Here is a 26,456-nt window from a genome sequence, read left to right as displayed (position 1 = left end):
CGCCGGGGCCGTGTTCCCGGGCGGGCAGCGGGGCGGTCACGACGCGGGAAGCCCTCATCCCACCCCGTACCCCGGCCAGGGTGGGGGTGGGGTCGGGCGGGGTGGGGTGAGGGCGAGGGCGGCGCTGGTGGTGGGTGGGCCGGCCAGGGGGCGGTTGGACCACAGGGACTGGAGCAGCGCGTGCTCGCGGGCGGCGAAGTCGGGGGCCGTGGCGCCGTTGGTGGCGCGGGCGCGGAGGAGGGCCAGGGCGGTGGCGTCGTGCTGGTAGTCGGCCACGGTGCGGGCCGCCGCCGGGCCGTGGCTGCGGCGGGCCATCGCGCGGGCCATGGAGCGGGCCCGCATGGAGGAGAGGGACCAGGGCTCCGGCTCGCTGAACCAGCCCGCCGCCGCGTACGCGGGCAGGGTGTCCCGTACGACGCGGAGCTCGTGCAGGCGGGACCAGACCGCCAGCCACGTCAGCGCGCCGAGCACGGGCAGCATGAAGAGCCCGTAGACGACGAGGAAGGTGTTGTTGGCGAAGGACGCCGAGCCGTTCCATATCGCGTGCAGCAGCACCGCCGTGAACCAGCCGACCAGCGGCAGCACCACCCGCAGTACACGGCGGCGTCGCGGGAGGGCGGCGACCACGCCGAAGGCTATGCCGGTCATCGCCGTGAACAGCGGGTGCGCGAACGGCGCGAAGACGATCCGGATCAGGAAGGTGCCCGCGGTCGCCGAGCTGGAGAGGCCGTCGGGATCCAGCGCCGAGTCCTCGCCGTACGCGGTACCCAGGTACAGGATGTTCTCGGTGAACGCGAACCCGGCCGCGGTGATGCCGGCCGCGGCGATACCGGAGACGACACTGTCGAGGTGCCGTCGCCGGAAGAGGAACAGCAGCAGGATCGCCGCAGCCTTCGTCGTCTCCTCCACGACGGGGGCGATCAACGTGGCGCCCAACGTGTCCGCCTCGCGCGGTGAGTCCACCACCACGGAGGAGGCCAGCCAGTCGGTGGCGAAACCGTTGGCGAGGATCGCCACCAGCGTCGCCGCACACGCGCCCCACGCGAACGCGAACAGGTGGGTGCGCCACGGTGCGGGCAGCGGCGCGCTCAGCCAGCGGAACGCCGCCAGCAGCAGCGGTACGGGGAAGAGCGCCAGCCCGAAACCGACCAGCAGGCCGGTCGTACCCGTCTGCTCCCGCACCAGCGCGAGGATCATCAGCCCGCACAGCGCCAGCAGCACGATCAGCGTCGTGGCCCGCAAAGTGTGACGGTGCCGCTGCCACCAGGACGGTACGGGGTGTGTCTGGAGGGCGGCGTGGTGCGCGTGGTGCGGCGGGCCGCTGGGAGTGCCCCCGCCTTGTACGGCATCGGTCGCGCCGCCGGGTACGCCGCTGCCCGGCGCCGTGGGGGAGGGCGTACCCGAAGGGTGCCCGGTGGGGGCGTGCCCGTCCGTGGCGGCAGGCGGCATCCCGCCCGGTTGCGCCGGTGGCGCCGCCACCTCCGGGTAGTGCGGGCCCGCAGGGGGAACCGCCGGCGGGGCACCCTCCGGCCGGCCCAGCGAATGTGGCGCCCACGGCGTCGGCGTATACGGCCCGGGCGGCGCCGCGTACGGGTTGCCCCGCGCCGGGGAAGGCACCTGCGGGGACGGCGGTGCCGGAGCCGTCTCCGTCGGGGCCGGGGCCGTGTCGGGCGGCGCCGGAGCGGTACCGGGCGTGGCTGGGGCCGCGTCGGGCGCTACTGGAGCCGCGTCGGGTGGGACCGGAGCCGCGTCGGGTGGGGCCGGAGCCGTCTCCGTCGAGGCTGGGGCCGTATCGGGCCCGACCGGGACTGTCCGGGGTGGCGCCGTACCCGTCGAGGCCGTCTCCGTACCGGTCGGGGCGGGAGCCGTACCGGGTGCGACCGGATTCGCCTCGGGGCGAGCTGGAGTCGTACTGGGTGGGCCCGGAGCCGTTTCAGGCGGCGGCGACGGCGCGCCATGCGGGGCTGCGGGAGATATGCCCGACTCCTCCCCGTGTGAGGCCGCAGGCGATGTGCCCGGTCCTTCTCCGTGCGGGGCCGCCCCCGCCCCTCCGGCACCACCCGCAACAGCGGCACCACCGCTGGCGCCCCCACTGGCACCACTCATGTCGTGCCCCTCCCCCATGTCGTCCCCGTCCCCCTCCCGCGCACCGGCCCCCTGCCGGTCCTGCGCTGCGGCATGCTGCTCGCCCGTTACTGCGATCCCGGGCCCTCCCGGAGCATGCGCACTGCCCGCACTGTCCGGCCTTTCCCGGCTGTCCATGCCTGCCGCCGCACCGTCCGCGCCATCCGCACGGCCCGCGTCGCCCGCCCCATCCACAGCGCCCGTGTCGCCCGGACCGGCCGCAGGACGGCCCGACCCGCCCCGCGGCCGTCGGCCGGCGGGGGCCGGCCGGGCCGGCGCGGGAGGGTTCGGGGGCTGCCCCGGGGGCGTCGGGTTGGGCGGCGTGTCGGGGGCGCCGGCTGCCTCGTCATGCACCCATCGACAGTAACCAGTGTGGGTGACGCCCGCTGCGGTCCCGGCACAACCGCCGCCGGAAGCCCGCGCACGCCGCGCCCGAAACAGTGGACGGCCGGCAGCGAGGGCGCACCAGCCCCGCGCAGCGTCACCACCGGACCAGCACCGTCCACAGGCCACCGCACCAGCCTCCCCGAGGCGCCCCCTCCCCGAGGCACCCCTCCCCGAGGCGCCCGCCCAAGGCGCACCCACGAGGCGCGCGCCCCTAAGGCGCCCCCTTCCCAAGGCACGCCCCCAAGGCACGCCCCCAAGACCGCGCCCCCCCAAGACGCGGCGGAGGCGACGCCGGCAGCCGGCAGCCGCAGCCCCTCAGCGGCGGCGGAAGACCAGGTCCCTCACCACGTGGCCCTTGTCGAGGCCCTGTCCCTCGAAGCGGGTCAGCGGCCGGTGGGCGGGGCGGGGGGCGTAGCCGCCGTCGGGCTGGGTGTTCTCGTAGTCGGGGTGTGCGGAGAGTACTTCCAGCATCTGCTCCGCGTAGTCCTCCCAGTCGGTGGCGCAGTGCACTTCGGCGCCGGAGCGCAGGGGGCCGGCGGCCAGGTCGAGGAACTCGGGCTGGAGCAGCCGCCGCTTGTGGTGCCGGGCCTTCGGCCAGGGGTCGGGGAAGTAGAGGCGCAGGCCGGAGAGGGAGTCGGGGGCCAGCATCTCGCGCAGCAGGATGATCGCGTCGCCGTTGCCGACGCGTACGTTGGTGAGCCCCTGCTCGTCGGCGAGGCGCAGCAGGTTGCCCTGGCCGGGGGTGTGGACGTCGACGGCGAGGATGCCGGTGCCGGGGTCGGCGGCGGCCATCCGGGCGGTGGCCTCGCCCATGCCGAAGCCGATCTCCAGGACGACGGGTAGATCGGGGTCGCCGAACAGCTCGGCGAGGTCGATGCGGTGCAGTCCGTCCACGTCGAAGCCCCAGCGGGGCCACAGCCGCTCCAGTGCGGCCCGCTGGCCCTTGGTCACGCGGCTGCGGCGTGGCTGGAAGCTGCGGATGCGGCGCTCGTGGTGGGAGCCGGCCGGATCGGGGGAGGGGCCGGCGCCCGGCGGGAACATCCGCGCCATCTGGCGCGGCGGTCGTCCCTGCTCGGAGCCGGGGCCCTGCTCGGTGCCGGGTCCCGCCTGGTGGGCGAGCTGGTCGCTGCGGAGGTTCTTGCTTTCGGACACGATGTTTCGATTTTACGGGGGACGGGGTGCGAGCCGTGTCACACCGGGGCGGCACGGGAGCGGGCGGTGCCTCGGCCGTCAGCGGTCGGCGAGTACGCCCGTCACCCGCTGGGCGATCTCCCGTCCGATGGGGAGGGAGGCCGTCGCGGCGGGGGAGGGGGCGTTGAGGACGTGCACGGTGTGCGGGCCCTCCGTGAGGAGGAAGTCGTCGACGAGCGTGCCGTCCCGCAGTACGGCCTGGGCCCGCACCCCCGCGGGGGCGGGGCGCAGGTCGGCTTCCGTGACGTCCGGCAGCATGCGGCGGACGGCGGCGGTGAAGGCCGTACGGGAGAGGGAGCGGTGTATCTCGCCGGCACCGTAGCGCCAGTGGCGGCGGGCTATGCGCCACACGCCGGGGTGGGTCAGCAAGCCGCCGAGGTCGGTGGGGCGGACGTGGCGCCAGGCGTAGCCCTCCCGGGCGAGAGCGGGGACGGCGTTGGGTCCGACGTGGACGCCGCCGTGCACGCCACGGGTGAGGTGGACGCCCAGGAAGGGGAAGGCGGGGTCGGGCACCGGGTAGACGAGCCCGCGTACGAGGTGTTCGCGGTGGGGGACGAGTTCGGCGTACTCGCCCCGGAACGGGAAGATCCGCGCCGGCGGGGTGTCCCCGGCGAGCCGGGCGATGCTGTCGCAGTGCAGTCCCGCGCAGTTGACCAGCGCGCGGCCCCGCAGCACCGTGCCGTCCGCCGTTCGTACGGCGACGCCGCGCCCGAGGCGGCGGTCCACGGCGGTGACCTGGCCGGCGGCGCCGTACCGCACCTCGGCGCCCGCCTCCTGCGCCGACCTGGCCAGTTGCCGGGCCACGGCCGGGAAGTCGCACACCCCGGTGGTGCCCACATGGATGGCGGCGAGCCCCCGCACATGCGGCTCGTGCTCCGCGATCTGGGCCGGGCCCAGTTCGCGTACGGGGATGCCGTGCTGCCGTCCGCGCTGGATGAGGGCGTGCAGCCGGGGCAGTTCCTCGTGTTCGGTGGCCACGATGAGTTTGCCGGTGACTTCGTGGGCGATGCCGTGCTCCGCGCAGAAGGCGACCATCTCGGCTGCGCCCCGCAGCGCGAACCGCGCCTTGAGGGAGCCGGGAGGGTAGTAGATGCCGCTGTGGATCACGCCGCTGTTGCGGCCCGTCTGGTGCAGGGCGGGGCCGGGCTCCTTCTCCAGGACGACGACCCGGGTGCCGGGGTCGCGTCGGGTCAGCGCGTACGCGGTGGACAGGCCGACGACGCCGGCGCCGATCACCAGCACGTCGCAGTCGAGCCCGCCGGCGGGTCCGCCTGCGGTGCCGCGGTCGAGTTGTCCGGACGTCGAGGTCACGCCCTCCATCATGGACCCCGACGCCGACGGCCCGCTGCGGTGCCCGTCACGCTGTTGATCATCGTCCGCGGTCACCGTTCGTCCACGGGGCGGTCCGGATGCCGGCGGTGGTCCGGATGCCGGCGGTAGACCGCATGCCGGCGGTAGACCGGATACCGACGGTGGTCCGGACGCCGGCTGCGGACCGGCCGCCGACGGTGGTCGGGAAGCAGGCGGTCGCCCGGCCGTCCGCGGCGGCCCGGACATCCGCAGCGGCCCGGCACGGCGCGGAGCACCTGGCCGCCGTACTCACCCAGGCGGTCACCGCACACGTGCCGCTGCCCGTCGCACACTGCGCTCCGGTCCGCGCGGGCTCCACAGCGCCCGCACACATGAAGCCGTGAACTCCGCCTGACGCGGAGCCGTGAACTCCGCCCGACGCGAAGCCCTGTGCTCCGCCGCACGCGGAGCCCCGCGCTCCGTCCCACGCGGAGCCCCGCGCCCGGTCTCACGCCGGGGCCATCAGCAGCGGGCGTGCCCGTTCGCGGAGTTCGGCCACCCGGGGCTCGTCCCCGTACGGCTCCAGGCGGTTGAGGAGGTCGCGCACGTACTCCGTCGTCCGGGCGGACGAGATGCGCCCCGCGACCTCGACGGCACGCACCCCCGCGGCGCAGGCCGCGTCGAGGTTGCCCGACTCCAGTTCGGCCACGGCGGAGACCACGAGCCGCAGCCCGTGCGAGCGGACGAACTCCTCCTTCGGCTGGGAGAGCGCCTTCTCCGTGAACCGGCGCACCTGGCGCGGCGCCTTCAGATCGCGGTAGCACTCGGCGGCGTCGGCCGCGAGCCGGTCGTAGGAGTAGAAGTCCAGCCAGGAGGGGTCCGGGTCGCCGTCGCGGGAGCGCTCCAGCCAGCTCTCGGCCGCCGCCAGCGCCGCCGCGCACGCCTGCGCGTCGTTCGCCTTGGCGTGGGCGCGGGCCTCGACCAGCTGGAAGAAGCTCATCGTGCGGGCCGTCGCCAGGCCCCTGTTCCGTTCCAGCGCGGCCTGCGCCAGGTCGACGCCCTCGTCGGCGAAGCCGCGGTAGGTGGCCTGGAGCGACATGGAGGCGAGAACGTAGCCGCCGAGGGGCACGTCCGCCGCGGCACGGGCGAGCCGCAGCGCCTGGATGTAGTAGCGCTGGGCCGCCTCCTGCTGTCCGGTGTCGAACGCCATCCAGCCCGCAAGGCGCGTCAGTTCCGCCGTGGCGCCGAAGAGGGAGCGGCCCACCTCGTCGGTGTAGGCACCCAGCAACAGGGGCGCGGCGTCCACCCGCAGGCACTCGGGGACCATGGACGAACGCCAGTCGCCGCCCCCGTACTTGGAGTCCCAGCGGCGTGCCTCGTCGGCGGCCTCCCGCAGTTTGGACACGTCCGTGTGGCCGACACGCAGTGGGGTTCCGAAGCCTTCCGGGTCCGCCGGCTGCCCCTCCCGGCCGCGGCCTTCCGCGGAGTTGCCGTTGGGGCCGGCGCCCTGCGCCGTCTGTTGCGTACGGTGCGCCGCGTGGGCGCCCGCTCTGCCGCCGTCCGTTCTGTTCCCGTCTCCGGCGCCGCTCTCCAGGTACTCGACGTGGCGCGCGACGGAACTGTCGGCGGGGGTTATGAGCCAGCGGGACGCCGGGGTGGCGTAGGCACTGACGGAGAACGACCCGGCGAGCGACTGCCAGATGCTGCCGCCGCCGCGCCGCCCGGCCAGGTCGAGCCGGTAGAGGTCGGTGGCGGACTTGACGGCGGCTCCCACGTCGCGGGGGAAGGCCAGCCCGACCTCGGGCGTCGGATCGGCGTCCGCGAGGCCGATCTCGTGCAGCGGCACCGGACGGCCGAGCTTGCTGCCGATGGCAGCGGCGATGAGGTGGGGGGCCGCTCCTTGCGGCACCATCCCCTTCGACACCCATCGGGCCACCGACGTCTTGTCGTACCTGAGCGTGAGGCCACGTTGGGCCCCGAGGTCGTTGACCCTTCGGGCGAGTCCGGCGTTGCTGATCCCTGCGAGGGCGAGGACGGTGCCGAGTTTCTCATTCGGCCCGCGTGACTCCCTGGACATGCGCACCCCTGACCACACCGACGACCGCCCCGCGGCTCTGGCGCGGGGCCCCCTCCCGTCGCTGCGCACTGCGCGGCGCGGAAAGCACTGCGAACACAGCGTAGTTCGCCGCATGCCCACCGTTAAGGGGTGTCATGGGGGATGGCGGGATCTATGTCCGTACGCGTGTACGTGCGGGGGTCACGTGCCACCCTCATGCTGCCCCGCGCGAGACGGCCGGAATCGTGCGCGGGGGTCCCCGGTCCGGGTGGTTTCGCGGTCCGTTTTTCCGTGCCCCTCGTGTGTGGCCGTGCGCCCGCCCATGCGCCTGCCCGGCGCTGTCGGGCAGCGGTTCGATGGGAGTCGCGTGGGTCGGCCCGCTGCACAGGTTCAGTGGGCTGGGGGACACCGCCGCCTCATTCCCCGCGGGCGGCGGTCCGGGCCGGGAGGACCGAACGCGCTTCCCGGCCCGGCCGGCGGGGCAAGCCGGCCGGGCCCGCGCCGCGCCCCCTCCGGAACGGGTGGGCCGAGAGCGGTCCGCGACCGTCCCGGACGGTCGTGGAAGCCCGGCGGAAGGCCCGGTTCCACCCCTCTTGCCGATGCCGCCCGAAGCCCTTGTACGGCCCGTCGCCCTCCCCTCCGACCGTTCTTCGCGCACCCGCCCGTCCTGGGTGCGGAGCTGCCGTGCGGACGGTGCGGCGGGGGTCGTGAGAGGGCGGGAAGAGCGCCCCGCGGCCACCCCTCGGACGGGGCGTTTCCGCCGGTCCGAGCGGTGAAGTCCTCGGAGCGGACGGGTGGTTGGTGTCGTCCTGGGGGACGCGTCAAGAGCCCCGCACTGGTTGTGCGCGGCCGGGGCGGGCGTCTCGGGGAGCCGGTCGCGGAGTGGCTTTTGCACGGGTGCGGAGCGGCCGGGGCGTGGCCCGCACCGGGGTGGTGCGGCCGGGCGCGGACCGGTGGACGGGTGCGGCTGCGGCGCGGGGTTTCCCGGTCGCCCGTGTGCGGGGGCGGCGGGGTCTCGGCGTCCCGGTTTCGAACCCCCGTACGCCGCCGCCGTGCGGTCGTTCGGGATGGCTCCCGGGGAGCGGTACGGGCACCCGTTCGGGCTCCGCACCGGGTGGCGGTTCGGGGTGCGGGCGGCGTCCTCCGGGCGGGTCCGGAACCGTGATCGACCGTGCACCCGTGCACCGCGTGTGCGACTCTCCGGGGCGCCCGGAGTGCCCGGCTCCGTATGGCCTTTCGGGGCCCGTTCGGTCAGTCCCGTCGCCCTCCGTACGCCGGCGGTTCGGCGCCGTGTGACGGTGCGTCAAGGCATCGGTCACCGCCGTGGTCGACCGACTGGATTTGGCCGAATGACATCGGTCGCGTGTGCGGTGCCGGAGGACGAGACCAGAGGAATATGCCCGCGCCGTCACCCCGTCGCGGCGACCGGAACGGACTCGGCGCGAGAACGTCCGGACGACGGCGTGGCGTGGGAAGGGGGCAGGGGAGCCGCCGGGGAGCAGATGAGCAGCGCATTCCCCTTGTGCATGCGCCCCTTGCGCGACTCCCGTGCGCCACTCTCGTGGCACCATAGCCGCAACGGCAGCGGGTTCCCGGCGGCGCGCAGCCGCCGCGCCCGGCCCCGTCCGCCCCGCGCGGTGCCGCGGACATGCGGCGCGGTGACGGCGGACAGCGGGCGGACAGCGGCGGAGTGACGCGACGGCAGACGCGAAGGCAGGCGGCGATGCGTTGGTTGGTGGGGTGGAGCAGCGCCGCGCCGGGGAACCGGCGGTGGCGCGACACCTCCCGCGCCACCTCCGACGGGCGGGGCCCCTACGGCTCCGGCGGCCCGTACGGCTCCGGCGGCTCGTACGACTCCTACCGCTCCACCAGCCACTTCGGCTCCAGCAACTTCCACGGTTCCGCCGGCCCTTACGACCACCACGGCACCGACGGTGCTCCGGGCGCGGCAGGCCCGTTCGGCCCGGGCGGCCCGCCAGACCCGTCAGGCACGTACGGCCCCCACAGCGGCCCTGGCCCGGTCGGTGACGACGCGCACACCGCCTGCGTACCGGACGGCAGTGGCAGCAGCGACGGCGTGCTCTGGCCCGTCGGGGCGCAGGCACTGTGGGGCGGCCCCGACCCGCTGTGGGCGGTCGGCGACTGGCGGCCGGACGAGATCCGCGTCGTGGAGGCCCAACCCGGGCACCGGCTCGCCGTGTTCGGCCGGTGCGGCGCAAGCGACGACGAACTCCGCCTCGGCCTGATCGCCGCCCGTGGCGGAGCGTTTCGCCATCTGACCGCCTGGCCCGGCAGCTACACCGCCGTCGCCTGCGTCGGCCGCCGCATCACCGTCGCCGCCGATCTGGCCGGCGCCCGGCCCGTCTTCCACACCCCCTGGGCCGGCGGCACCGCCTACGCGACCGCCGCCCTGCCGCTCGCCGACCTCGTCGAGGCCGAACTCGACTTCGGCCACCTCGCCGCCCTCCTCGCCTGCCCCGACTCGCCCGAAGCCCTCGGGGACGGCACCCCCTACCGCGGCGTCAGCCGGGTACCGCCCGGCCACGCGCTCATCGTCCGCGACGGCGGCAGCCGCGAGATCGCCGGCTACGAATCGCCGGCCTCGCTCGTCGTCGGCGCCCCGCCCACCGACCCCCAGGCGGCGGTCGACGGCCTGCGGGACGCTCTCGTGGACGCCGTGCGCGCCCGGCTCACCGCACCCCGCCACGCCGCCGAACACGACTTCGACGTGCGCGACCCGGGCCCCGTCCCCGGCATGGGACCCGCCGACCGGCAACGCGCCCGCGGCGGCCCCGCACCCGGCGTCGGCGCCGACTTGTCCGGCGGGGCCGCCTCCGGCACCCTCGCCCTGCTCGCCGCCGGACTGCCCGGCAGCCCCGGCACCGTCTTCGGCACCGGCGCCGCCGACGCGGGTGAACGTCTCCTCGCCGTCACCTTCAACGACCTCACCCGGCCCGGCACCCACGCGGCGCCGCACGACGGCGCGGGCGACGACAGCCCCGCCGCCGAACTCGAACGCGCCCGCGCCCTGGCCGCCGACCCGCGGCTGCGCCACCTCGTCGTCACCGGCGGCGAGGAGACCCTCCCCTTCGCCGACCTGGCCGCCGGTCCCCTCACCGACGAACCCGCGCCCTCCCTCGTCACCGCCGCGCGCCACCGGCACCGACTGGCAGCGGGCAGCGCCGACCACTTCCTCGGCGCCGGCGCCCGCCACGTCCTCGACGCCCACCCCGCACGCCTCGCCGACCTCCTCCTGGACCGGCGCCGCCGCCATCTCGTCCGCCCCGTCGCGGCACTGGCCCGCGCCGAAGGACAGCCGACCGGACGCTCGCTGCTGGTGCCCGTCACCGTCTACCGGGCCGCACGCCGGCTGGCCCGCACCCCGTACCGCGACGGCATCGCCGAAACCGCCGCACTGCTGCGCGACGGTGCCTTCACCGCCTCCGCCTTCGACCCCTGGCCCGACGGCGGGGACAGCGCGGCGGACGCCTCCGTGGCCGCCCTCACCTGGTGCCGTCCCGGCCCGGCGGCACGCTGGCTGACCGGAGCCGCACTGGCCGAGGTCTCCCTCCGCCTGGAGGCCGCCGCCGAGTCCCGGCCCACCGTGGAACGCCCCGGCGAACGGCGGGCCCGCGCCGCCCTCGCCCGCGCCGCGGCCGACCACCGCGTCCTCGAACAGGCCGCGGAGATCCGCAACCAGCGGCTGCACGCCCCCTACTTCGACAACCAGGTCGTACGCGCCGCCCGCGCACTCCCAGAAGCCCTCCGGGTACGCCCCGGTGCGCGCGCCTCCGTACTGCGCGCCGCCCTCGCCGGCGCCGGCGTCCACGACCTGCCGCCCGGCTGGGGCGCCCCCACCCACGCCGGACACCACGCCGCCCTCCGTGCCGGGATAAGACTCGCCGCCGACCATCTGCTGCGACTCTTCGAAGCGCCGCTGCTCGCCCAGGCCGGGCTGGTCGAGGCCCGCGTCGTACGCCAGGCCGTCCGACGCGTGGCACGCGGCGAACCGCTTCCGCCCGAAGGCATCGCCGACCTGGTCTCCATGGAACTGTGGCTCCAGCGTCTCCTGGCCCGCCGCGGCACCTGCTGGACCGGCACCGCCGCACCCCGCCACCGGGCCGCGGCGGCGGGCGTCACACCGGATGCCCGCTACGAACGCATCCTCCCGCCCGCCGCGGGATGACGCCCCTGGCTCCTCACCCACCGCCGGCCTGCCCGCGCGGGAGCCCACTGCCGGCCTGCCCGCGCGGGAACCGCGCAGGTCCGCGTGGGGGTGACACCGTGACGCGCCGTACGGTGTGCCACGGGGCCGGAGGGGTGCCGCGGGCCCGGACGGTGCGCCGCAGGTCCGCCGGGAGGCGATGGGGGCGGCGGAGGTCCGGCCCCGGGGCCGGGCGGAAAAGCGGAGGGGCCGGACGGGGACGACAGGGACAATGGGGCGGTGCGCTATCTGATCCTGGGCCCCAGCGAGGCCCGCGACGAAGCGGATCGGCCGCTCCCGCTGAGCGGGCAGCGGCTGCGCGCGCTGCTCGCCGCGCTCGCGCTGCGCGCCCACGGCTGCGCACCCGTCTCGCCGCGGACCCTCATCGAAGAGATCTGGGCGGACGCCGAGGACGACGCGATGCCCGAGAACGCACCGGCCGCGCTCCAGGCCCTCGTCGGCAGACTGCGCCGGGCCCTCGGCAAGGAAGCCGTCGAGTCGCTGCCCGGCGGCTACCGGCTGCGCGTCGATCCCGACCGCGACGAGGTCGACCTGCACCGCTTCGAACGGCTCGCCGCCGAGGGCGAACGGGCCCTGGCGGACGGCGACCCCGCACACGCCGCCGACCTCCTCCGGGAAGCGCTCGCCCTGTGGCGCGGCCCGGCCCTCGCCGACCTGCCCGACCGGGCCACCGCCGCCGCCCGTGCCGAGGCGCTCCGCCATGCGGCCCTGCACCGGCGGTTCGCCGCCGACCTCGCCCTCGGCCGCGCCGCGCAGATCCTCCCGGAACTGCGACAGCTCGCCCCTGAGCACCCGCTGGACGAGCCGTTGCAGGTGCTGCGGCTGCGCGCCCTGCACGAGAGCGGGCGTACGGCGGAGGCACTGGCCGAGTACGAGTCCGTACGCCGCGGCATAGCCACCCGCCTCGGCGCCGACCCGGGCGCCGAGCTGCGCGCCCTGCACGCGGAGCTGCTGGCCGCCGGGACCCCGAGACCCGGCACCGTGGCCCCCGCCACGGAACCGGGCGCCGCACCGGGTACGGCGCCGGGCACGTGGGCAGGCCCGCACACCACCGGCCGCGGTCCCGGTCCCGGTGCCGGCACCGGGACGCGTTCTGGCGGGAGCGGCGCCGCTGAGAGCGCCGGCCCGGCGGACCGGAGCGCCAACTATGAGAGAGACCCGGCGAACTGGAGCGCCAGCCACGGGAGAGGCCCGGCGGACCGGAGCAGAGCCGCCGGCCAGCTGGGCACAGCCCCAGGCACCACCCCCGGCTCCCCGAACGCCGCCACCGGCCCGGCCACCCGTCCTGGACCGGCCGCCCGCCCCGGCCCGGATGCCGCCCCTGGGTCAGCCGCCGCCCCGGGTACGGCCGGCACCGTGAACCCCGCCCCCGGCCACGGGACCGCCCCCGCAGCGGGAACCGCACCGGCTCCCGGCCCCGCCCAGGCGCACCCGGCACCTTCCGCGCAACCCGCCTACGCGGAGCCCCCGGCCCCCACCGAGCCCCCGGCCCATTCCGCACCGTCCGCGCACCGCGAGCCGTCCGCGTACCCCGCGCGCCCCACGCCCTCCGCGCACCCCGAGCCGTCCACACCAGCCGCACCGGCAACAGCAGCAACACCGTCCGCACCGTCCACGTCCCCCACGCACTCCACACACTCCACGCCCCCCACGCACTCCGCGCACCCCGCATCCCCCTCGTACCCCGAGCCCTCCGCCCCCCACGGGATGCCGTACCGGAACAGTGACCGGTGGGACGGCGACCGATGGGACGGCGACCGGTGGGGCGAGGACCGGTGGGGCGAGGACCGGTGGGGCGAGGACCGGTCGGGCGGGACGCGGCGCGCGCCCGGCAATCTCCGGGCGCGGCTGACCAGCTTCGTGGGGCGGGAGGCCGAGATCGCCGCGATCGGCACCGACCTGACCGGCTCCCGGCTGGTCACCCTGACCGGGCCGGGCGGTTCCGGGAAGACGCGGCTCGCCGAGGAGGTCGCGGCGACCGCGGCAGCCGCCGCACCGGCGCCGTACCCGGACGGCACCTGGCTGGTGGAGCTGGCGCCGCTCGACCACCCCGCGGCCGTCCCCGGCGCCGTCCTCAGCGCACTCGGCCGCCGGGTGACGGCCCTGTCCACCGCGGCCACCGAGGGCGCCCGATCGCTGGGCGGCGAACAGGACGCCACCGGGCTGCTGGTCGAACACCTGGAGCACCGCACCACGCTGCTGGTGCTCGACAACTGCGAGCACGTCATCCATGCGGCGGCCACCCTCGCCGAGACGCTGCTGGCGCACTGCCCCGGGCTGACCGTGCTGGCGACCAGCAGGGAGCCGCTCGGGGTGCCGGGGGAGGCCGTACGCCCGGTCGAGCCGCTGCCACCGGCGTCCGCGCACCGTCTCTTCGCCGACCGTGCCGCCGCCGCCAGTCCCGGTTTCCGCACCGGGGAGGACCCGGCGGCGGTGGCGGAGATCTGCCGGCGCCTCGACGGGCTGCCGTTGGCGATCGAACTGGCCGCGGCCCGGCTGCGGTCGCTGACCCCGCGCCAGATCGCGGACCGGCTGGACGACCGGTTCCGCCTGCTGACCAGCGGCAGCCGTACCGTCCTGCCGCGCCAGCAGACGCTGCGGGCCGTGGTCGACTGGTCGTGGGACCTGCTGGACGAGCGGGAGCGCACCGTCGTGCGCCGGCTGTCCGTCTTCGCCGGCGGCTGCACCCTGTCCGCCGCCGAGCACGTGTGCGCGGACGGGGCCGACGACGGGGCCGACGACGGTGACGGGGGGCGCGGCGGCGCGGACAACCGTCCCGACGACGTACTCGATCTGCTGTCCGCCCTCGTGGACAAGTCCATACTCGTCGCCGACCAGCCGCCCGCCCTGGCGGGCACCGGTGTGCGCTACCGGATGCTGGAGACCATCCACGACTACGCCCGCGAACGCGCCGCCGAGCACGCGGACGACCGGGACGCGGCCGAGGACCGGCACACCGCGCAGATACTCCGCTTCGCCACGGCCGCCGAACCCCGTATCCGCTCGGCCGAACAACTCTCCTGGCTGCCCCGCGTCGAGGCCGACCTCGACAACATCCGGGCGGCCCTCCATCGCGCCCTGCGCGCCCGGGACCTGGAAACACTCGCCGCGCTGGTGCGCGCCGTCGGCTGGTTCTGGTGGCTGCGCAACTACCGCGACGAGGGCTCCGGATGGGCCAAGTCCGCCCTCTCCCTGCTGCCCGCCGCACCGGAGGAGCGCACCGGGGAGGAGGAACTGCTCTACCGCGAGTTCCAGCTCCTCGACTGCTTCCTCCTCGCCGAGCACCGCACGCAGGAACTGCTCACCGACCCCGGCCGCCGCGCCGTCGCCGCGGAACTGGTCGCCTTCTTCCGCACCCCGGGACCGGCCTCCGCCCGCTTCCCCGGCATGCTGTGGCCGGTCACCGCCCACATGCTGGAGGGCACCCGGGGCCTCGTCGCATCCGTCCGGGACACCGTCGCCAACTGCCGCCGCCACGGCTCCCCCTGGGCGCTGGCCGTCTCCCTCCTCTTCCAGGCGCACGTCCGCCTCGACCTCCCCGACGGAGAAGCCGGATACGCCGGTATCCGCGAATACCTGCCCGAACTCGACGCCCTCGCCGACAGCACCGGCGACCGCTGGCTGCTCAGCCAGGTGTCCGGACTGCGCGCCGAAATCGCCGTACAGGAAGGCCGCTACGAGGACGCCCGCGCCGAGTGCGAGGTCGCGCTGCGCCACGCACAGCAGCTCGGCGCCCTCACGGAGATGCCGGTGCTGCTCGCCCGTATCGCCGAGATCTGGTACCGCCAGGGCGACGCGGAGCAGGCCGACTCCCTCGCCCGGCGCGCCATCGCGGACGCCGATCAGCTCGGCATTCGCGACGCCCAGACCCTCGCCGTCTACGTCCGCGCGGTCGCGGCGGTGGAACAGGGTGACACCGCCCGCGCCCGCCGCCTCCACCTGCGGACGAGGGAGTACGCGGGGGTCGGCACCCCGCCCGCCGCCCTGGAGGTGCTGCTGCTCGACCTCGACGCGCGCATCGCCGCCGACGAGGGGTCCGGCCACCTCCCCCGAGCCTTCCGCGCGGCGCGGTCGGCGGTGCGTACCGCCGTGGAGGTCGCCGTCCCCGACCACCTCCTGGGCCACACTCTGCTGACCGCCGGGTACGTACTGTCCCGCGCCGGCCGGCACGCGCTCGCCCTGCGCTTCGCGGACGCCGCCGCACGGCTGCGCCGCGAACTCCCGGCGAGTGTCCCGGAACTCCGCCTGGACGGTATGGTCCGCGCCTTCTCCGGCGCCGCCTCCCCCGAGGGCCGCCGGGACGGGGGTCAGGGCCGGGAGGCCGACCCGGGTGGGGCCGAGCGCGGGGCCGCCGGCACCGCCGAACCGCCGCTGTCCGCCGAGGAGGCCGCCGCCTGCCTCGACAAACTGTGCGCCCAACTCGACGCCGACGAGGCCGCCCCGGACGACGACCTCGCCGGTGACACACCGGAGGGCGATGCACCGGAAGACGACGCCTCCGACGGCGACGCCCCCGACGGCGACGCCCCGGACGACGATGCCCCGGGCGACGACGGCGTCCTCGACGGCGACACCGGCGGGGACGGGTAGCGGGACGGCGTTGACCGGGACGGTGGCGCCGCGGACGGCGACGCCGACGTGTCGGACTGCCCGTGCCCGGAGGCCGGACCCCCGATGGCCGTACGCCTGGAGGCGGGACGCCCGGCTGCCGAGTGCCCGGACGCCGAGGGCTGGGCCGTCAAGCGTTTGGACGCCGAGCGCCCGGACGCAGAACGTTCGGACGCCGAATGTCCGGCCGCCGAGCGTTCGGTCCCCGGGCGTTCGGCCCTCGGGCGCCCGGCTGTCGCGCGCTCGGACGACGTCAGGGAGACGGAAACGGACCCTGCATGCCCACCGAGTGTCTCCGATGGGGCCCGACGCTCCACCACCACCCGCACGGTCCGCCCCCCGACGGTGGACCGCACCGTCACCCGGTGCTCCGTCACCTCCACCACGTGCTCGGCGACCGGGGGAGGGGGCGGGGGCGGCGGAACCGGCCGGGGGCGCTCGGGCGGCGTCGGCTCGGGCGCGGGCTCGGACTCCGGAGGCGGAGGGGGCGGTGGAGCAGGCCGTGGTGCCGGCCCGGGCTTCGCGGCGGGCGCCGGGCGGACCGGCGGTGGCGGCGCCTCGGGTGACGCCTTCCGCGCGGGCTGTGGCTCGGCCGGCGCGGGCCGCGGCCGGGGCGGCTCCGGCTCGGGCGGCTCCGGGCTGGGCGGCTGCCGGGGGGCGGCCGGCGGCGCGGGGTGACGGGCCTGCGGTTTCTTCGGGGGCTCCTCATCCCCTCCCGTCAGCGCGTAGGCCAGTACGGCACCGGCAGCGGCGACGACCCCCAGCCCGATACCGACCTTCGCCGGCGTACCGAGCCCTTCAGCAGCGGCCCCGCCCGCACCACCGGTACCACCGGCTCCAGCCCCGGCACCGGCTCCAGCGCCGGAAGCCGCGCTCCCACCGGCCGCTGCCGCACCGCCCGCGCCCGCCGCGCTCATACCGCCGCCCAGCAGCGCGGCGAACGCCTTCGCGCCACCCGCCGTGCCGAACCAGCCGATGAGCGCCACCGGCACCAGCAGCCTGATGTGCTGGTTGAGGTCGCGGACCTCCGACGCCGCCCGGCTGCACTCCGCGCACTCCTCCAAGTGCCGGGCCACCCCGCGTTCGGCCCGCATCCGCAGCCCGCCACGGGCGAAGGCGCCGAGCCGGTCGGCGAACCTCGCACACTCACCGCCCGCCGTGAGCGCCCGGCTGACGTGCGCCTGGAGGTACGCCTGCTTGAGGTGTTCACGGGCCCGGTGCGCCGCCGTCGCCACCGCACCCCGCGTCGTGCCCAGCAGCGGAGCCACATCCTGCGGCTTGGCGCCCTCGACGGCCGTGTGCCACAGCAGCATCCGGTCGTGCTCCGACAGGCTCCGGAACGCCCTCACCACGAGTGTCCGTTCGGCCTGCCGCATCGCCCGGACGTCGGCGCCCAGGTCGAGCGTCTCCGCCTCCCGACCCGCCGAGGCGTCCGCCGCCGCCTGCACGAAGACCGCGAAGTCGGCCACCAGCTGCTCGCGCCGCCGCGTCCGCGCCCAGTCGGCGGCCACATGCCGTACGGAAGCGAGCAGGTAGGCCCGCACCGCTGTCTGCGGGCCCTTGCCGTTCCGGACGGCCTGGAGGGTGCGCGCGAACACCTCACCCGTCAGGTCCTCAGCCGTGTCCGCGTCCCGGCAACAGGTACGGGCGTACCGTCGCACCGGCTCGGCGTGCCGCCGGTACAGCTCCGCGTACGCACACTGGTCCCCCTCCCTCATCCGCGAGACCAACTCGGTGTCGGAGACCCCCCGCGAGCCACCATCCGCCGTGTCGCTCAGGGGCCCCGCACTCCCGGACCCGCTGCCCCGGCCCCCGCGCCCGTCCACGCTGCGGGTGCCTCCGCGCTCCCGCCCGCCCGGGCCGTCACCACTCGCCCGCGACGACGGCTCGCCTCCGCCCCCGTTCTCGTCTGCGCACCCCTCCCCACTCGCGTTCTCGTTCCCGCTCCCCTTCTCCCTCCCGCCGGCACCGACGCCATCGATCGGGGACGGGGCGGCTCCGTGGCGGGGCCCGACCCGGCCTCCGTCCGGCTCGGCCTCGCCCCCGGCAGGGGCGCCGCCGCCGCTCCCGCCACTGTCACGGTCATCAGCGGCACCGACACCGGGCGGAACGGCCCCGTGCCGCGTCGCCCGAGCGTCATGCGGCCCACGCTGCTCCGGTACGTGCTCCGGCACATGCTGCTCCGAGGCGCTCCGCCCGGAGGTGTTTCCCTCCGCGGCGTCCCGCGCCGGCGCTCGCTGTTCGGGAGCGTGCCGGGAGGGGGCCGGAGGCGGGTCTGCGGTCTCCCGGTCGGAAGGGGCGCCCTGCGCCGGTACGTGGTGGGCTTCCCCCGAAGACTCCCCGTGCGGCGGGGCTCCCCGCTCCGAACCGTGCCCCCGCTTCCGCTGTCCGTCAGCACCCATAGCCGCGACTTCCCTGCACACGCTGCCTGCGGAACATCGCGTCAGCGTGGCACAGCACCGCAGTTCCGGAGCCCGGCAAGCAGACCAATCACCCTCGTCGGGGGTACAACGCACAGACGTACGAACGAATCGCCGTCCGAGCACACCCCCCACGACGGTGACGCCCCACGACGGCGCCCCTCACGACGGCGGCCCGCCGCACGACGGCGACGTACCGCACCACCGCGACGTATCCCACCAACACACGGCACAGCCCGAAGGCACCACGCCGCACCACTGCCTCACACCGCACCGAAGCACCGTGCCGCACTGCTCACTCACGCAGCACCGCCGCATCACACGGCACCGCACCGCCACCCGAGCAACCCGCGCACCGTCCCCCGAAGCCAAGCCCCTCAGCCACAGGGCACCGTCCCCAAAGGCCCAGCCAGCCCCACAGCCCAAGGCATCGGTTCCGCAAAACCGGGGCCGCTCAGCCACAGAGGCTCCGCGCAGCACGGCAGGTCACGACACGACACGCCACAACACGTCACGTCACAACACGTCGGGACGCAACACAACGTCACAACAACGGCAGAGCACGGCACGGCAGGTCACAACACGGTGGACGTACCACCACCGTCGCCCTCAGTGCGCGGTGCGGGAGCGCAGCCCTTCCAGCAGGATGTCCAGCAGCCGGGTGGAGGCGGCGGCCTGTTGCGCCGCGTCGGGCAGGGACGGCGCGGCGGTGGCTATCACCAGGAGCACATCGCTGACGGTCACATCCGGACGCAGTTCCCCCGCGGCGCGGGCCCGCTCGACCAACTGGCCGACGACCTGGAGCAGTTCCACGGCGCCCGGGTCCTCGTCCAGCCCGTCGTATCCGACGCCGGCCGCCGAGTCGGCCGGCGTGCGCTCGACGATCCGCAGGTCCGGCGGTGCGCCGGCGCCCGTGGGAGCGCCGGTCCCGGAGGCGTTGGCGTACTCGGCGTCGGCGTACTCGGTGTGGGCGGGTGCCCGCTGCTGCGGAACCCTCGGTGTGCCGTCCGTCCAGCCCTCGGCTCGCAGTATCCGGGGCGGCAGGAGCCGCCCGGCGCCCGAGGCGACGGAGGTGCGCAGGAACCGGGAGAGCGCCGACCACGGCTCTTCCTCCTGGCCGAGAGCGGCGCGGGCCTGTTCGGTCAGCCGTGCCGTCTCCTCCTCGGCGATCCGCCGCACGAGGACGTCTTTGCTCGGGAAGCGGCGGTAGACCGTCCCGACGCCGACCCGCGCACGGCGGGCGACGTCTTCCATGGGTGCGCCGTAGCCCAGCTCACCGAAGACCTCGCGGGCCGCGCGCAGGACGTGTTCGAGGTTCCGCTGCGCGTCCACCCGCAGCGGTGCGGTGCGCGGTGCGGCGGCGGGTGCCGTGGCGGTCGCCCGCGCGGGGCCGGCCGCGGAGTTCGTGGTGGTGGGCCGGCTGTCGGCGAGCGCGGTGACGGCAGCCGTCGTCGCCGTGGCGGCATGAGAGCCGTGCATACCCTGAATGTGCGTCATTGTTCCCCCGGTAAATCTCTGTCTCCCCCCGGAGACCCCCGCGTCTGCGGGGCTGGGACGCGGCGCAATGGTCCACCTGCCGCACCCCGCTCGGATACGAACATAGTTGAGCCCAGGGCGTGAGAGAAGGGGGCGTCTTCGTGCGGCTCCCAACACCTGTGGCGCACACTGCCCGCCGTACGAGGTGACGCGGCCCGCGCGCCCCCGCCGTGGCCGTAGGTGACCTGCGCCGACCGCCAGCGCCACCGCGGCGGAGCCGAGAGCCCGCGCCCGGCGCATACCGGTCATACGAATTGCGGGGCCTGTGGACAAACCGGGGGCTGAGGGTGCGTCATGGACGAGTGACGAAGGCCACGAACGAACCCGCGGCAGCCACGCGCATCCTCGTCGTCGGCGGCGGCTACGTCGGCATGTACACCGCGCTGCGGCTCCAGCGCAGGCTGCGGCGGCGGCTCGGCGGGGCGGCCCGTTCCGCTCACGCGCCGCAGCCGGGCGAGGCCCTCGCCCCCGGGGTCACCATCACGGTCCTGGACCCTGACCCGTACATGACGTACCAGCCGTTCCTGCCCGAAGCCGCGGCGGGTTCGATCTCGCCCCGCCACGTCGTCGTGCCGCTGCGCCGGGTCCTGCCGCACTGCCAGATCGTCGTCGGCGAGGCGCGCAGCATCGACCACGAACGCCGCGTCGCACACGTCAGCACCCTGGCCACGGCGGAGGCCGACGCGGCGCGCGCCGCCCAGGCGGGCCCGGGCCGGCGGGTCGAGCCGCAGACCGTCGAACTGCCCTACACGGAGCTGGTGCTGGCTCCCGGTTCCGTCTCCCGCACCCTCCCCGTGCCGGGGCTCGCCGAACACGGCATCGGTTTCAAGACCGTCGAGGAGGCCATCGGGCTGCGCAACCACGTTCTCGAACAGCTCGACATCGCCTCCTCCACTCGGGACCCGGCCGTCCGCGACGCGGCACTCACCTTCGTCTTCGTCGGCGGCGGGTACGCGGGCGTCGAGGCACTGGCCGAACTGGAGGACATGGCGCGCCACGCCTGCCGCTCCTACCACAATGTCGCGGCGGAGGACCTGCGATTTCTGCTGGTGGAGGCCAGTGACCGCATCCTTCCGGAGGTGGGGGAGGAGATGGGCGGCTATGCGCTGCGCGAGCTGCGGGCCCGCAACATCGATGTCCGCCTCGGCACCCGTCTCGACTCGTGCGAGAACCGGATCGCCGCCCTCAGCGACGGCTCCCGGCATCCGACCCGCACCCTCGTGTGGACGGCGGGCGTCAAACCGCACCCTCTGCTGGCCCGTACCGGCCTGCCGTTGACGTCCCGGGGCCGGCTCCGGTGCGACGCCGCACTCCGCGTGGAGGGCGTCCCGCACGCGTGGGCGGCCGGCGACGCGGCAGCCGTGCCCGACCTGTCGGCCGTCCCCGATCCCCCGACAGCGGAAGCCGGCACGGAAACAGCTCCGCAAACAGGCCAGCAGAGAGGTCTGGAAACAGGACGGGAAACAGGCCCGGAGAGAAGCCCGGAAACAGGTGCCGGAACAGGCCCCGAAAGAGAACCCGGGAAAGGACGGGGAACAGGCAGACGGGCCACGGCGGCGCAGGCTTCCTCGGGCGGCGCGGAGCTGCCTGTGTGCGCCCCCAACGCACAGCACGCCGTACGCCAGGCCCGTCGTCTCGCCGACAACCTCGTCGCGGTCCTGGACGGACGGGAGCCCACCCCCTACCGGCACGCACACGCGGGCTCCGTCGCGTCACTGGGTCTGCACAAGGGCGTCGCGCACGTGTACGGGCGGAAACTCAAGGGCTACCCTGCCTGGTTCATGCACCGCGCCTATCACCTCAGTCGCGTGCCGACCTTCAACCGCAAGGCCCGGGTGCTGGCCGAATGGGTGCTCTCGGGTCTGTTCGAGCGGGAGATCGTGTCGCTCGGTTCGCTGGAACACCCGCGCGCCGAGTTCGAGCTGGCGGCGGGCGGCGTGCCGCGTCCCGACAAGGACTGACGCCCCCGCGCCCGGCGGTCCCGGACGCGCGTTCGGCGCCCCGCGGCGTCTGACGAACAGTGGTCCGGTGCGCCACACTGGGCGTGTGACCATGGGTGGGCCCGCGTCTGCGAAGAGTGATTGCCGAAGCGGCCCCTGAGCGACCCGAGCGAACACAGCGAATCACACAAGGAATCGGACGACGTGAACTTCACGCGCTGGAGCGCCCGACTGCCCGGCACACAGCGGCGGACCGCGGCCAGGGCCGCGATAAGGGCGCGAGCGAGGTCGTCCGACAGCGCAGAAACGACCGACACCACCGGCACGGCCGACACCACCTCCGACACGGACACCGGCACCCCTGACGACGACCGGGACCCCGGCGGTGCGGGCGGATCCACCGACACCGGCAACTCCCCCGTCGCCAGCGGCTCCGCCGCCCCGGAGAACGCGGGCGGCGAACACGGGACGTCCGACCCGGCCGGCGGCGCGAAGGGAGCGGCCGGTGCGGAGGGGCCCGATGCCTCCCTGCCGGACCGCAGCGATCCCGGTATGCCGTACGCCGGGACGGACCCGGACGGCGCCCGGACCGCCGGCGCACCCCGTGAGGCGGCACCGGACCGACGCACGGACACCGTCACCGCACCCACCGTCCCCGGCGCCCGCAGCCGCCCCGCCGCCGAGGCGGCCGGACGCGAGGGCCCGGACGGACCGGCAACGGCGTACGGACGACGCGGCGCGGCGGACACCGGTGCCGCGGCCGGCACTGTCAGGGCGGCGCAGCAGCCCGCGCACGCGATCGACTCCCTGCCGATCCACGCCCTGCTCGGCCAGGTGCCCGCGCTGGCCGCGGTCGTCCACGGCGCGGAGCACCGGATCGCGTTCGTCAACGAGGCCTATGTGAACGCGTTCGGGCCGCGTCCCCTCGGCGCGCCGGCCCGCGAGGCCATGCCGGAACTGGTGGAACTGGGGCTGCTGCCGTTGATGGACCAGGTACGGCGCAGCGGTACGCCCCGTACGGTCAAGTCCCGCCGGGTGCCGAAGCGTCGGACGGAGACGGTCCCGGACCGGCGCGGCCCCGCTCCGGCGGGCACCACGCCGGGCCGGAGGCGGCGCACAGCCCACTACTACACCTTCACCTGCACCCCCATCACCACTTCGGGTGACAGCGGGGTGCTGATCTTCGCCGCCGAGGTCACCGATCAGGTGGAGGCCCTCGAACGGCTGCGCGCCAGCGAACGCCGCCAGCGGGAGGCGGCCGTCACCCTTCAACGCAGTCTGCTGCCGCAGGAACTGGAACAGCCGGACGATCTGCGCGTCGCGGCCACCTACCTGCCGGGCGGCACCGACGCGGCGGTGGGCGGCGACTGGTACGACGTGATCACGCTGGGCGCGGGCCGTACCGCGCTGGTGATCGGCGACGTCATGGGGCGCGGTGTCCGGGCCGCCGCCGTCATGGGTCAGTTGCGCACCGCGGTCCGCGCCTACGCACGGCTCGACCTGCCACCGCACGAAGTGCTGCAACTGCTCGACGGACTCGCCGCGGAGATCGACGCCAACCAGATCGCCACCTGCGTCTACGCCGTCCACGACCCGAACGAGGGCTGTCTCGCCTACGCCTCGGCCGGCCATGTGCCCATCCTCGTCCGCGACCCGGAAGGCACCGTCCGGGTCGCCACCGAGCACACCGGGCCGCCGCTGGGCACCGGAGGCTGGCTGCACACGTCAGGAAGCCTGCCGCTGCCGCCCGGCGCCACCGCCGTCCTCTACACGGACGGGCTGATCGAACGCCGCGACGCCGACATCGACGAAGGCGTCACCGCACTGGAACAGGCGTTCGCGGGTGCGAGTGGTTCACCCGACATCATCTGCGACCGTCTGCTGCGCGCCCTGGGCATCAGCGAGGACCACGACGACGACGTGGCGCTCCTGGTGTGCCAGCACCCCGAGCGCACCGGACAGGACGCCGAACTGTTCCACAACGCCACCCTCGACCTGCTGGGCGGCACGGAGGCGGCGCCCCGCGCCCGCGCGTTCGCCTCCGGGGTACTGGCCTCCTGGCGGTTCCCGGCCGAACTCCGCGACCTGGGCGTCCTGGCCACCAGCGAGCTGGTGGCCAATTCCCTCCAGCACGGCGTCCCGCCCATGCGGCTGCGGCTGCGCCGCACCGACCGCCGCCTGATCATCGAGGTCACCGACGGGGACGAGCACCTGCCCCGGCGCCGCCGCGCGGAGCCGGCCGACGAGAGCGGGCGGGGAATCTCGATCGTCGCCACGATCGCGACCTCGTGGGGCTGCCGGCGCACACCGGGCGGCGGCAAATCCGTCTGGTGCGAATTCGTACTGCCCGGCTGCTGACCTCTTCGCGGCCCCGCGACGAAACGGCGCCCCCCGCCCGCCCGGCGGCGGTCGGAGGGCGCCGTAAAAACGGCCCACAGGGAAAGCCCCCGCAGGGAGGACCACCCCGGGTAGCCCCACGGAGAGGGCCCGAAAGCGGGCGGCCCGGGGAGATGCCGGGCCGCCGGGTCACACGGCGCTGGGCATCCGCTCGCCCGTCCCGGGTCCCGACACCGGCTGCTCCGCACCGGCGGCGGCCTCCGCCTCGGGTACGGCACCACCGCGCGCGACGACCACCGAACCGGGCCGGTCCACCGACTGCGGCAGGCGCCGCCCCAGCACCAGCGCCAGCACGGCGACGCCCAGGCAGCACAGCACCAGCAGACCGATGTACGCCGACCAGGCACCGGCGGCGGCGATGGCACCGCCCACGGCCGGGCCGATCGCCAGGGCCAGCTGCTTCACCAGCGCGAAGGCCGAGTTGTACTGGCCCACGAACCGGGCCGGGGCGAGATCGGCGACCATCGGGGCGACGGTCGGCGCGAGCATCGTCTCGCCGAAACCGAACAGCGCGTAGGTGGTGATGAGCAGTGTGGTCGCCACCGCCTGCGCCCCCTCCACGAGCCCGGACGCCCCGGCGGCCAGCCATGCGACGGTCCAGATGATGCCGACGAGGGCCACGACCCGGCTGCGCCGCCGCTTCTCGACCAACCGCAGCACGACGAACTGCGCGACGACGATCATCGCCGTGTTCGCGGCCAGCGCGGTGCCCAGCGTCGCGGTCGAGATCCGGGTGACCTCCACGGCGTACGCCGACAGCCCCGACTCGAACTGCCCGTAGCACGCGAAGAAGATCACGAAGCCGAGGACGCACAGCAGCACCATCGACCGGTCCCGCAGCAGCACGCCCCAGCCGGAGCCGCGGGCGGCGCCGGGGCCGTCCGCCGTGGCCGCCTCGGCGGGACGGGCGACCCGCACGGTCATCAGCACGGCGAGCAGCACCAGGAACATGACGGCCTCGATCGCGAACAGCATCGTGAAGCTGGCCGGGTCGCTCTCGTCGACGAGCATGCCGCCCAGCAGCCCACCGACGCCGAGCCCGAGGTTGTTGAGGAAGAACTGGATGGCGAAGGCCCGCGACCGTGATCCCTGGGACGAACACCAGACGATCATCGTGGCGAGTGCGGGTTGCAGTACGGCGATTCCGGCGCCCATCACCGCCGAGGCGGCCAGCACCGCGGGGGCACTGGTCGACAGGCCGAAGCCCAGCGCACCGGACGCGGCGGCCACCGCGCCGATGACGACCATCACCAGCGGTCCACTCCGGTCGATCACGCGGCCCGTGAAGGGCAGCACGACCAGCGCGGCGGCGGCGAACGCGGCGAGCACCGCACCCGCGGTCCCGTCGCCGAGCTCCCGCACCCGCGAGACGTACACGAAGAGGAACGGCACCGTGAAGCCGTTGCCGAACGCTGCCAGCGCGTTGCCGAGCTGGATCCGCCGCAGAGCGGCGGTCATCGCCGTGGTCACACTCACCTGCCTTGATTCGAGAGGGTGTACAGGAAGACTTCGAAGCTAAAATTCGATGCTAAAGGATACACAGGGCAAGCGTTTAGTATGAACGAGCTGCCATGGGATACTGACCACATGCCGGACAGACAGCCGACCCTCGACGAGCAGATCGCCATCTACCAGCGCGAGTACCGCGATCTCGACCCTCAGGTGGAGAAGGTGGTCAACGCCGTGAGCCGGCTGGACCGGCGGATGAACGTGGCCTACAGCCGCCAGCTCGCCACCCTGGGACTGACCGGTCCCGAGTGGGAGGTCCTCAAGGAACTCGTCATGGCGGGCAGCCCCTACCAACTGTGGCCCGGCACCATCGCCAAGCGCCTGGGCCTCACGCCGGCGGCGATGACCCATCGCATCGACCGCATGCTCGGCCAGGGACTCGTCACCCGGGAGCGCGACCAGGACAACCGGGTCCGCGTCATCATCGGCCTGACCGACACCGGCCGCGAGAAGTGGCTGGAGGTCATGCGCAAGGCGTCCGTCTTCGAGGAGGACCTGCTCCAGGACCTCACCACCGAGGAGCGCACACAACTGGGCGAGCTCCTCACCCGCCTCCTCCGCCGCGTCGAGCACGCCCAGCCGGACGCCGGCGGCAGGCTCACCGACCTCGACTGACCGGCCCCCGTCAGCACGCGCGGGGGCGGGCCGGCCGTCGGTTGACAGTACGACGAGTGATCCGTAAGGTTCATCGGGTTGCCAGCGAGCCCTTCGGGGTTTCGCGGCGGCCACCTCGCCGTTCCGGCGGAAACTTCTACTGAGCACGATCTCCCTTC

At 75.1% G+C, this 26,456-nt stretch carries 11 protein-coding genes and 1 pseudogene; 5 read left to right on the top strand and 7 right to left on the bottom strand.

Annotated features, from left to right (window positions below):
• Positions 1-54: 54 nt before the first annotated feature.
• The 4 genes from IO40_RS0100065 to IO40_RS0100045 all read right to left on the bottom strand — a co-directional run bounded on the left by IO40_RS0100065 (position 55) and on the right by IO40_RS0100045 (position 7,069).
• Entirely contained in the window at positions 55-1,242 is a 1,188-nt protein-coding gene (locus tag IO40_RS0100065; protein WP_234336515.1) for a PrsW family intramembrane metalloprotease, read from the bottom strand.
• Positions 1,243-2,826: 1,584 nt separating this feature from the next.
• Entirely contained in the window at positions 2,827-3,663 is an 837-nt protein-coding gene (trmB, locus tag IO40_RS0100060; RefSeq protein ID WP_016472228.1) for a tRNA (guanosine(46)-N7)-methyltransferase TrmB, read from the bottom strand.
• A 78-nt stretch (positions 3,664-3,741) separates the two neighbouring features.
• Positions 3,742-5,025: an L-2-hydroxyglutarate oxidase gene (lhgO, locus tag IO40_RS0100055; protein WP_031028090.1), complete on the bottom strand. Its 1,284-nt coding sequence runs from the start codon at positions 5,023-5,025 to the stop codon at positions 3,742-3,744.
• Positions 5,026-5,500: 475 nt separating this feature from the next.
• Positions 5,501-7,069, bottom strand: a complete 1,569-nt coding sequence (locus IO40_RS0100045) for an NsdA family TPR-like regulatory protein (RefSeq protein ID WP_016472231.1) — start codon at positions 7,067-7,069, stop codon at positions 5,501-5,503.
• Between the two features lie 1,702 nt (positions 7,070-8,771).
• Here IO40_RS0100045 and IO40_RS0100040 point away from each other — a divergent pair.
• Together IO40_RS0100040 and IO40_RS0100035 are read left to right on the top strand one after the other, a co-directional pair.
• Positions 8,772-11,234, top strand: a complete 2,463-nt coding sequence (locus IO40_RS0100040) for an asparagine synthase-related protein (protein ID WP_031174578.1) — start codon at positions 8,772-8,774, stop codon at positions 11,232-11,234.
• Between the two features lie 258 nt (positions 11,235-11,492).
• Entirely contained in the window at positions 11,493-15,863 is a 4,371-nt protein-coding gene (locus tag IO40_RS0100035) for an AfsR/SARP family transcriptional regulator (RefSeq protein WP_031174577.1), read from the top strand.
• A gap of 1,220 nt (positions 15,864-17,083) precedes the next feature.
• Here the strand turns inward: IO40_RS0100035 and IO40_RS39565 are convergent.
• Positions 17,084-17,599, bottom strand: a pseudogene (locus IO40_RS39565) (RNA polymerase sigma factor); the annotation flags it as partial.
• Between the two features lie 1,311 nt (positions 17,600-18,910).
• Positions 18,911-19,798: a TetR/AcrR family transcriptional regulator gene (locus IO40_RS0100025; protein WP_016472236.1), complete on the bottom strand. Its 888-nt coding sequence runs from the start codon at positions 19,796-19,798 to the stop codon at positions 18,911-18,913.
• Positions 19,799-20,124: 326 nt separating this feature from the next.
• On the opposite strand from IO40_RS0100025, the gene IO40_RS0100020 reads away from it, so the two are divergent.
• Positions 20,125-21,798, top strand: coding sequence for an NAD(P)/FAD-dependent oxidoreductase (locus IO40_RS0100020; RefSeq protein ID WP_031174574.1), 1,674 nt, complete (start codon positions 20,125-20,127; stop codon positions 21,796-21,798).
• Between the two features lie 183 nt (positions 21,799-21,981).
• Positions 21,982-24,135 (top strand): ATP-binding SpoIIE family protein phosphatase, encoded by a 2,154-nt coding sequence (locus IO40_RS0100015; protein WP_031174573.1) that lies wholly within the window; start codon positions 21,982-21,984, stop codon positions 24,133-24,135.
• A gap of 168 nt (positions 24,136-24,303) precedes the next feature.
• Here the strand turns inward: IO40_RS0100015 and IO40_RS0100010 are convergent, their stop codons facing one another.
• Positions 24,304-25,632 (bottom strand): MFS transporter, encoded by a 1,329-nt coding sequence (locus IO40_RS0100010; protein ID WP_051719225.1) that lies wholly within the window; start codon positions 25,630-25,632, stop codon positions 24,304-24,306.
• Between the two features lie 129 nt (positions 25,633-25,761).
• Between IO40_RS0100010 and IO40_RS0100005 the strand changes: the two genes are divergently transcribed.
• The gene (locus tag IO40_RS0100005; protein WP_016472240.1) at positions 25,762-26,298 is read left to right on the top strand and encodes a MarR family winged helix-turn-helix transcriptional regulator; all 537 of its coding nucleotides are present in this window, start codon (positions 25,762-25,764) and stop codon (positions 26,296-26,298) included.
• The last annotated feature ends 158 nt before the right edge of the window (positions 26,299-26,456 follow it).

Origin of the sequence: Streptomyces albus subsp. albus (genome assembly GCF_000725885.1) — a bacterium.
Lineage (GTDB): Bacteria > Actinomycetota > Actinomycetes > Streptomycetales > Streptomycetaceae > Streptomyces > Streptomyces albus.
The sequence above is the reverse complement of the archived record's forward strand: the minus strand, read 5'-3'. Positions and strand labels throughout refer to the sequence as shown.

Excerpts from the sequence above, each read along its gene's own strand:
- lhgO (WP_031028090.1), bottom strand. The coding sequence starts at position 5,025 with ATGATGGAGGGCGTGACCTCGACGTCCGGACAACTCGACCGCGGCACC.
- IO40_RS0100045 (WP_016472231.1), bottom strand. The coding sequence starts at position 7,069 with ATGTCCAGGGAGTCACGCGGGCCGAATGAGAAACTCGGCACCGTCCTC.
- IO40_RS0100040 (WP_031174578.1), top strand. The coding sequence starts at position 8,772 with ATGCGTTGGTTGGTGGGGTGGAGCAGCGCCGCGCCGGGGAACCGGCGG.
- IO40_RS0100025 (WP_016472236.1), bottom strand. The coding sequence starts at position 19,798 with ATGACGCACATTCAGGGTATGCACGGCTCTCATGCCGCCACGGCGACG.
- IO40_RS0100010 (WP_051719225.1), bottom strand. The coding sequence starts at position 25,632 with ATGACCGCCGCTCTGCGGCGGATCCAGCTCGGCAACGCGCTGGCAGCG.
- IO40_RS0100005 (WP_016472240.1), top strand. The coding sequence starts at position 25,762 with ATGCCGGACAGACAGCCGACCCTCGACGAGCAGATCGCCATCTACCAG.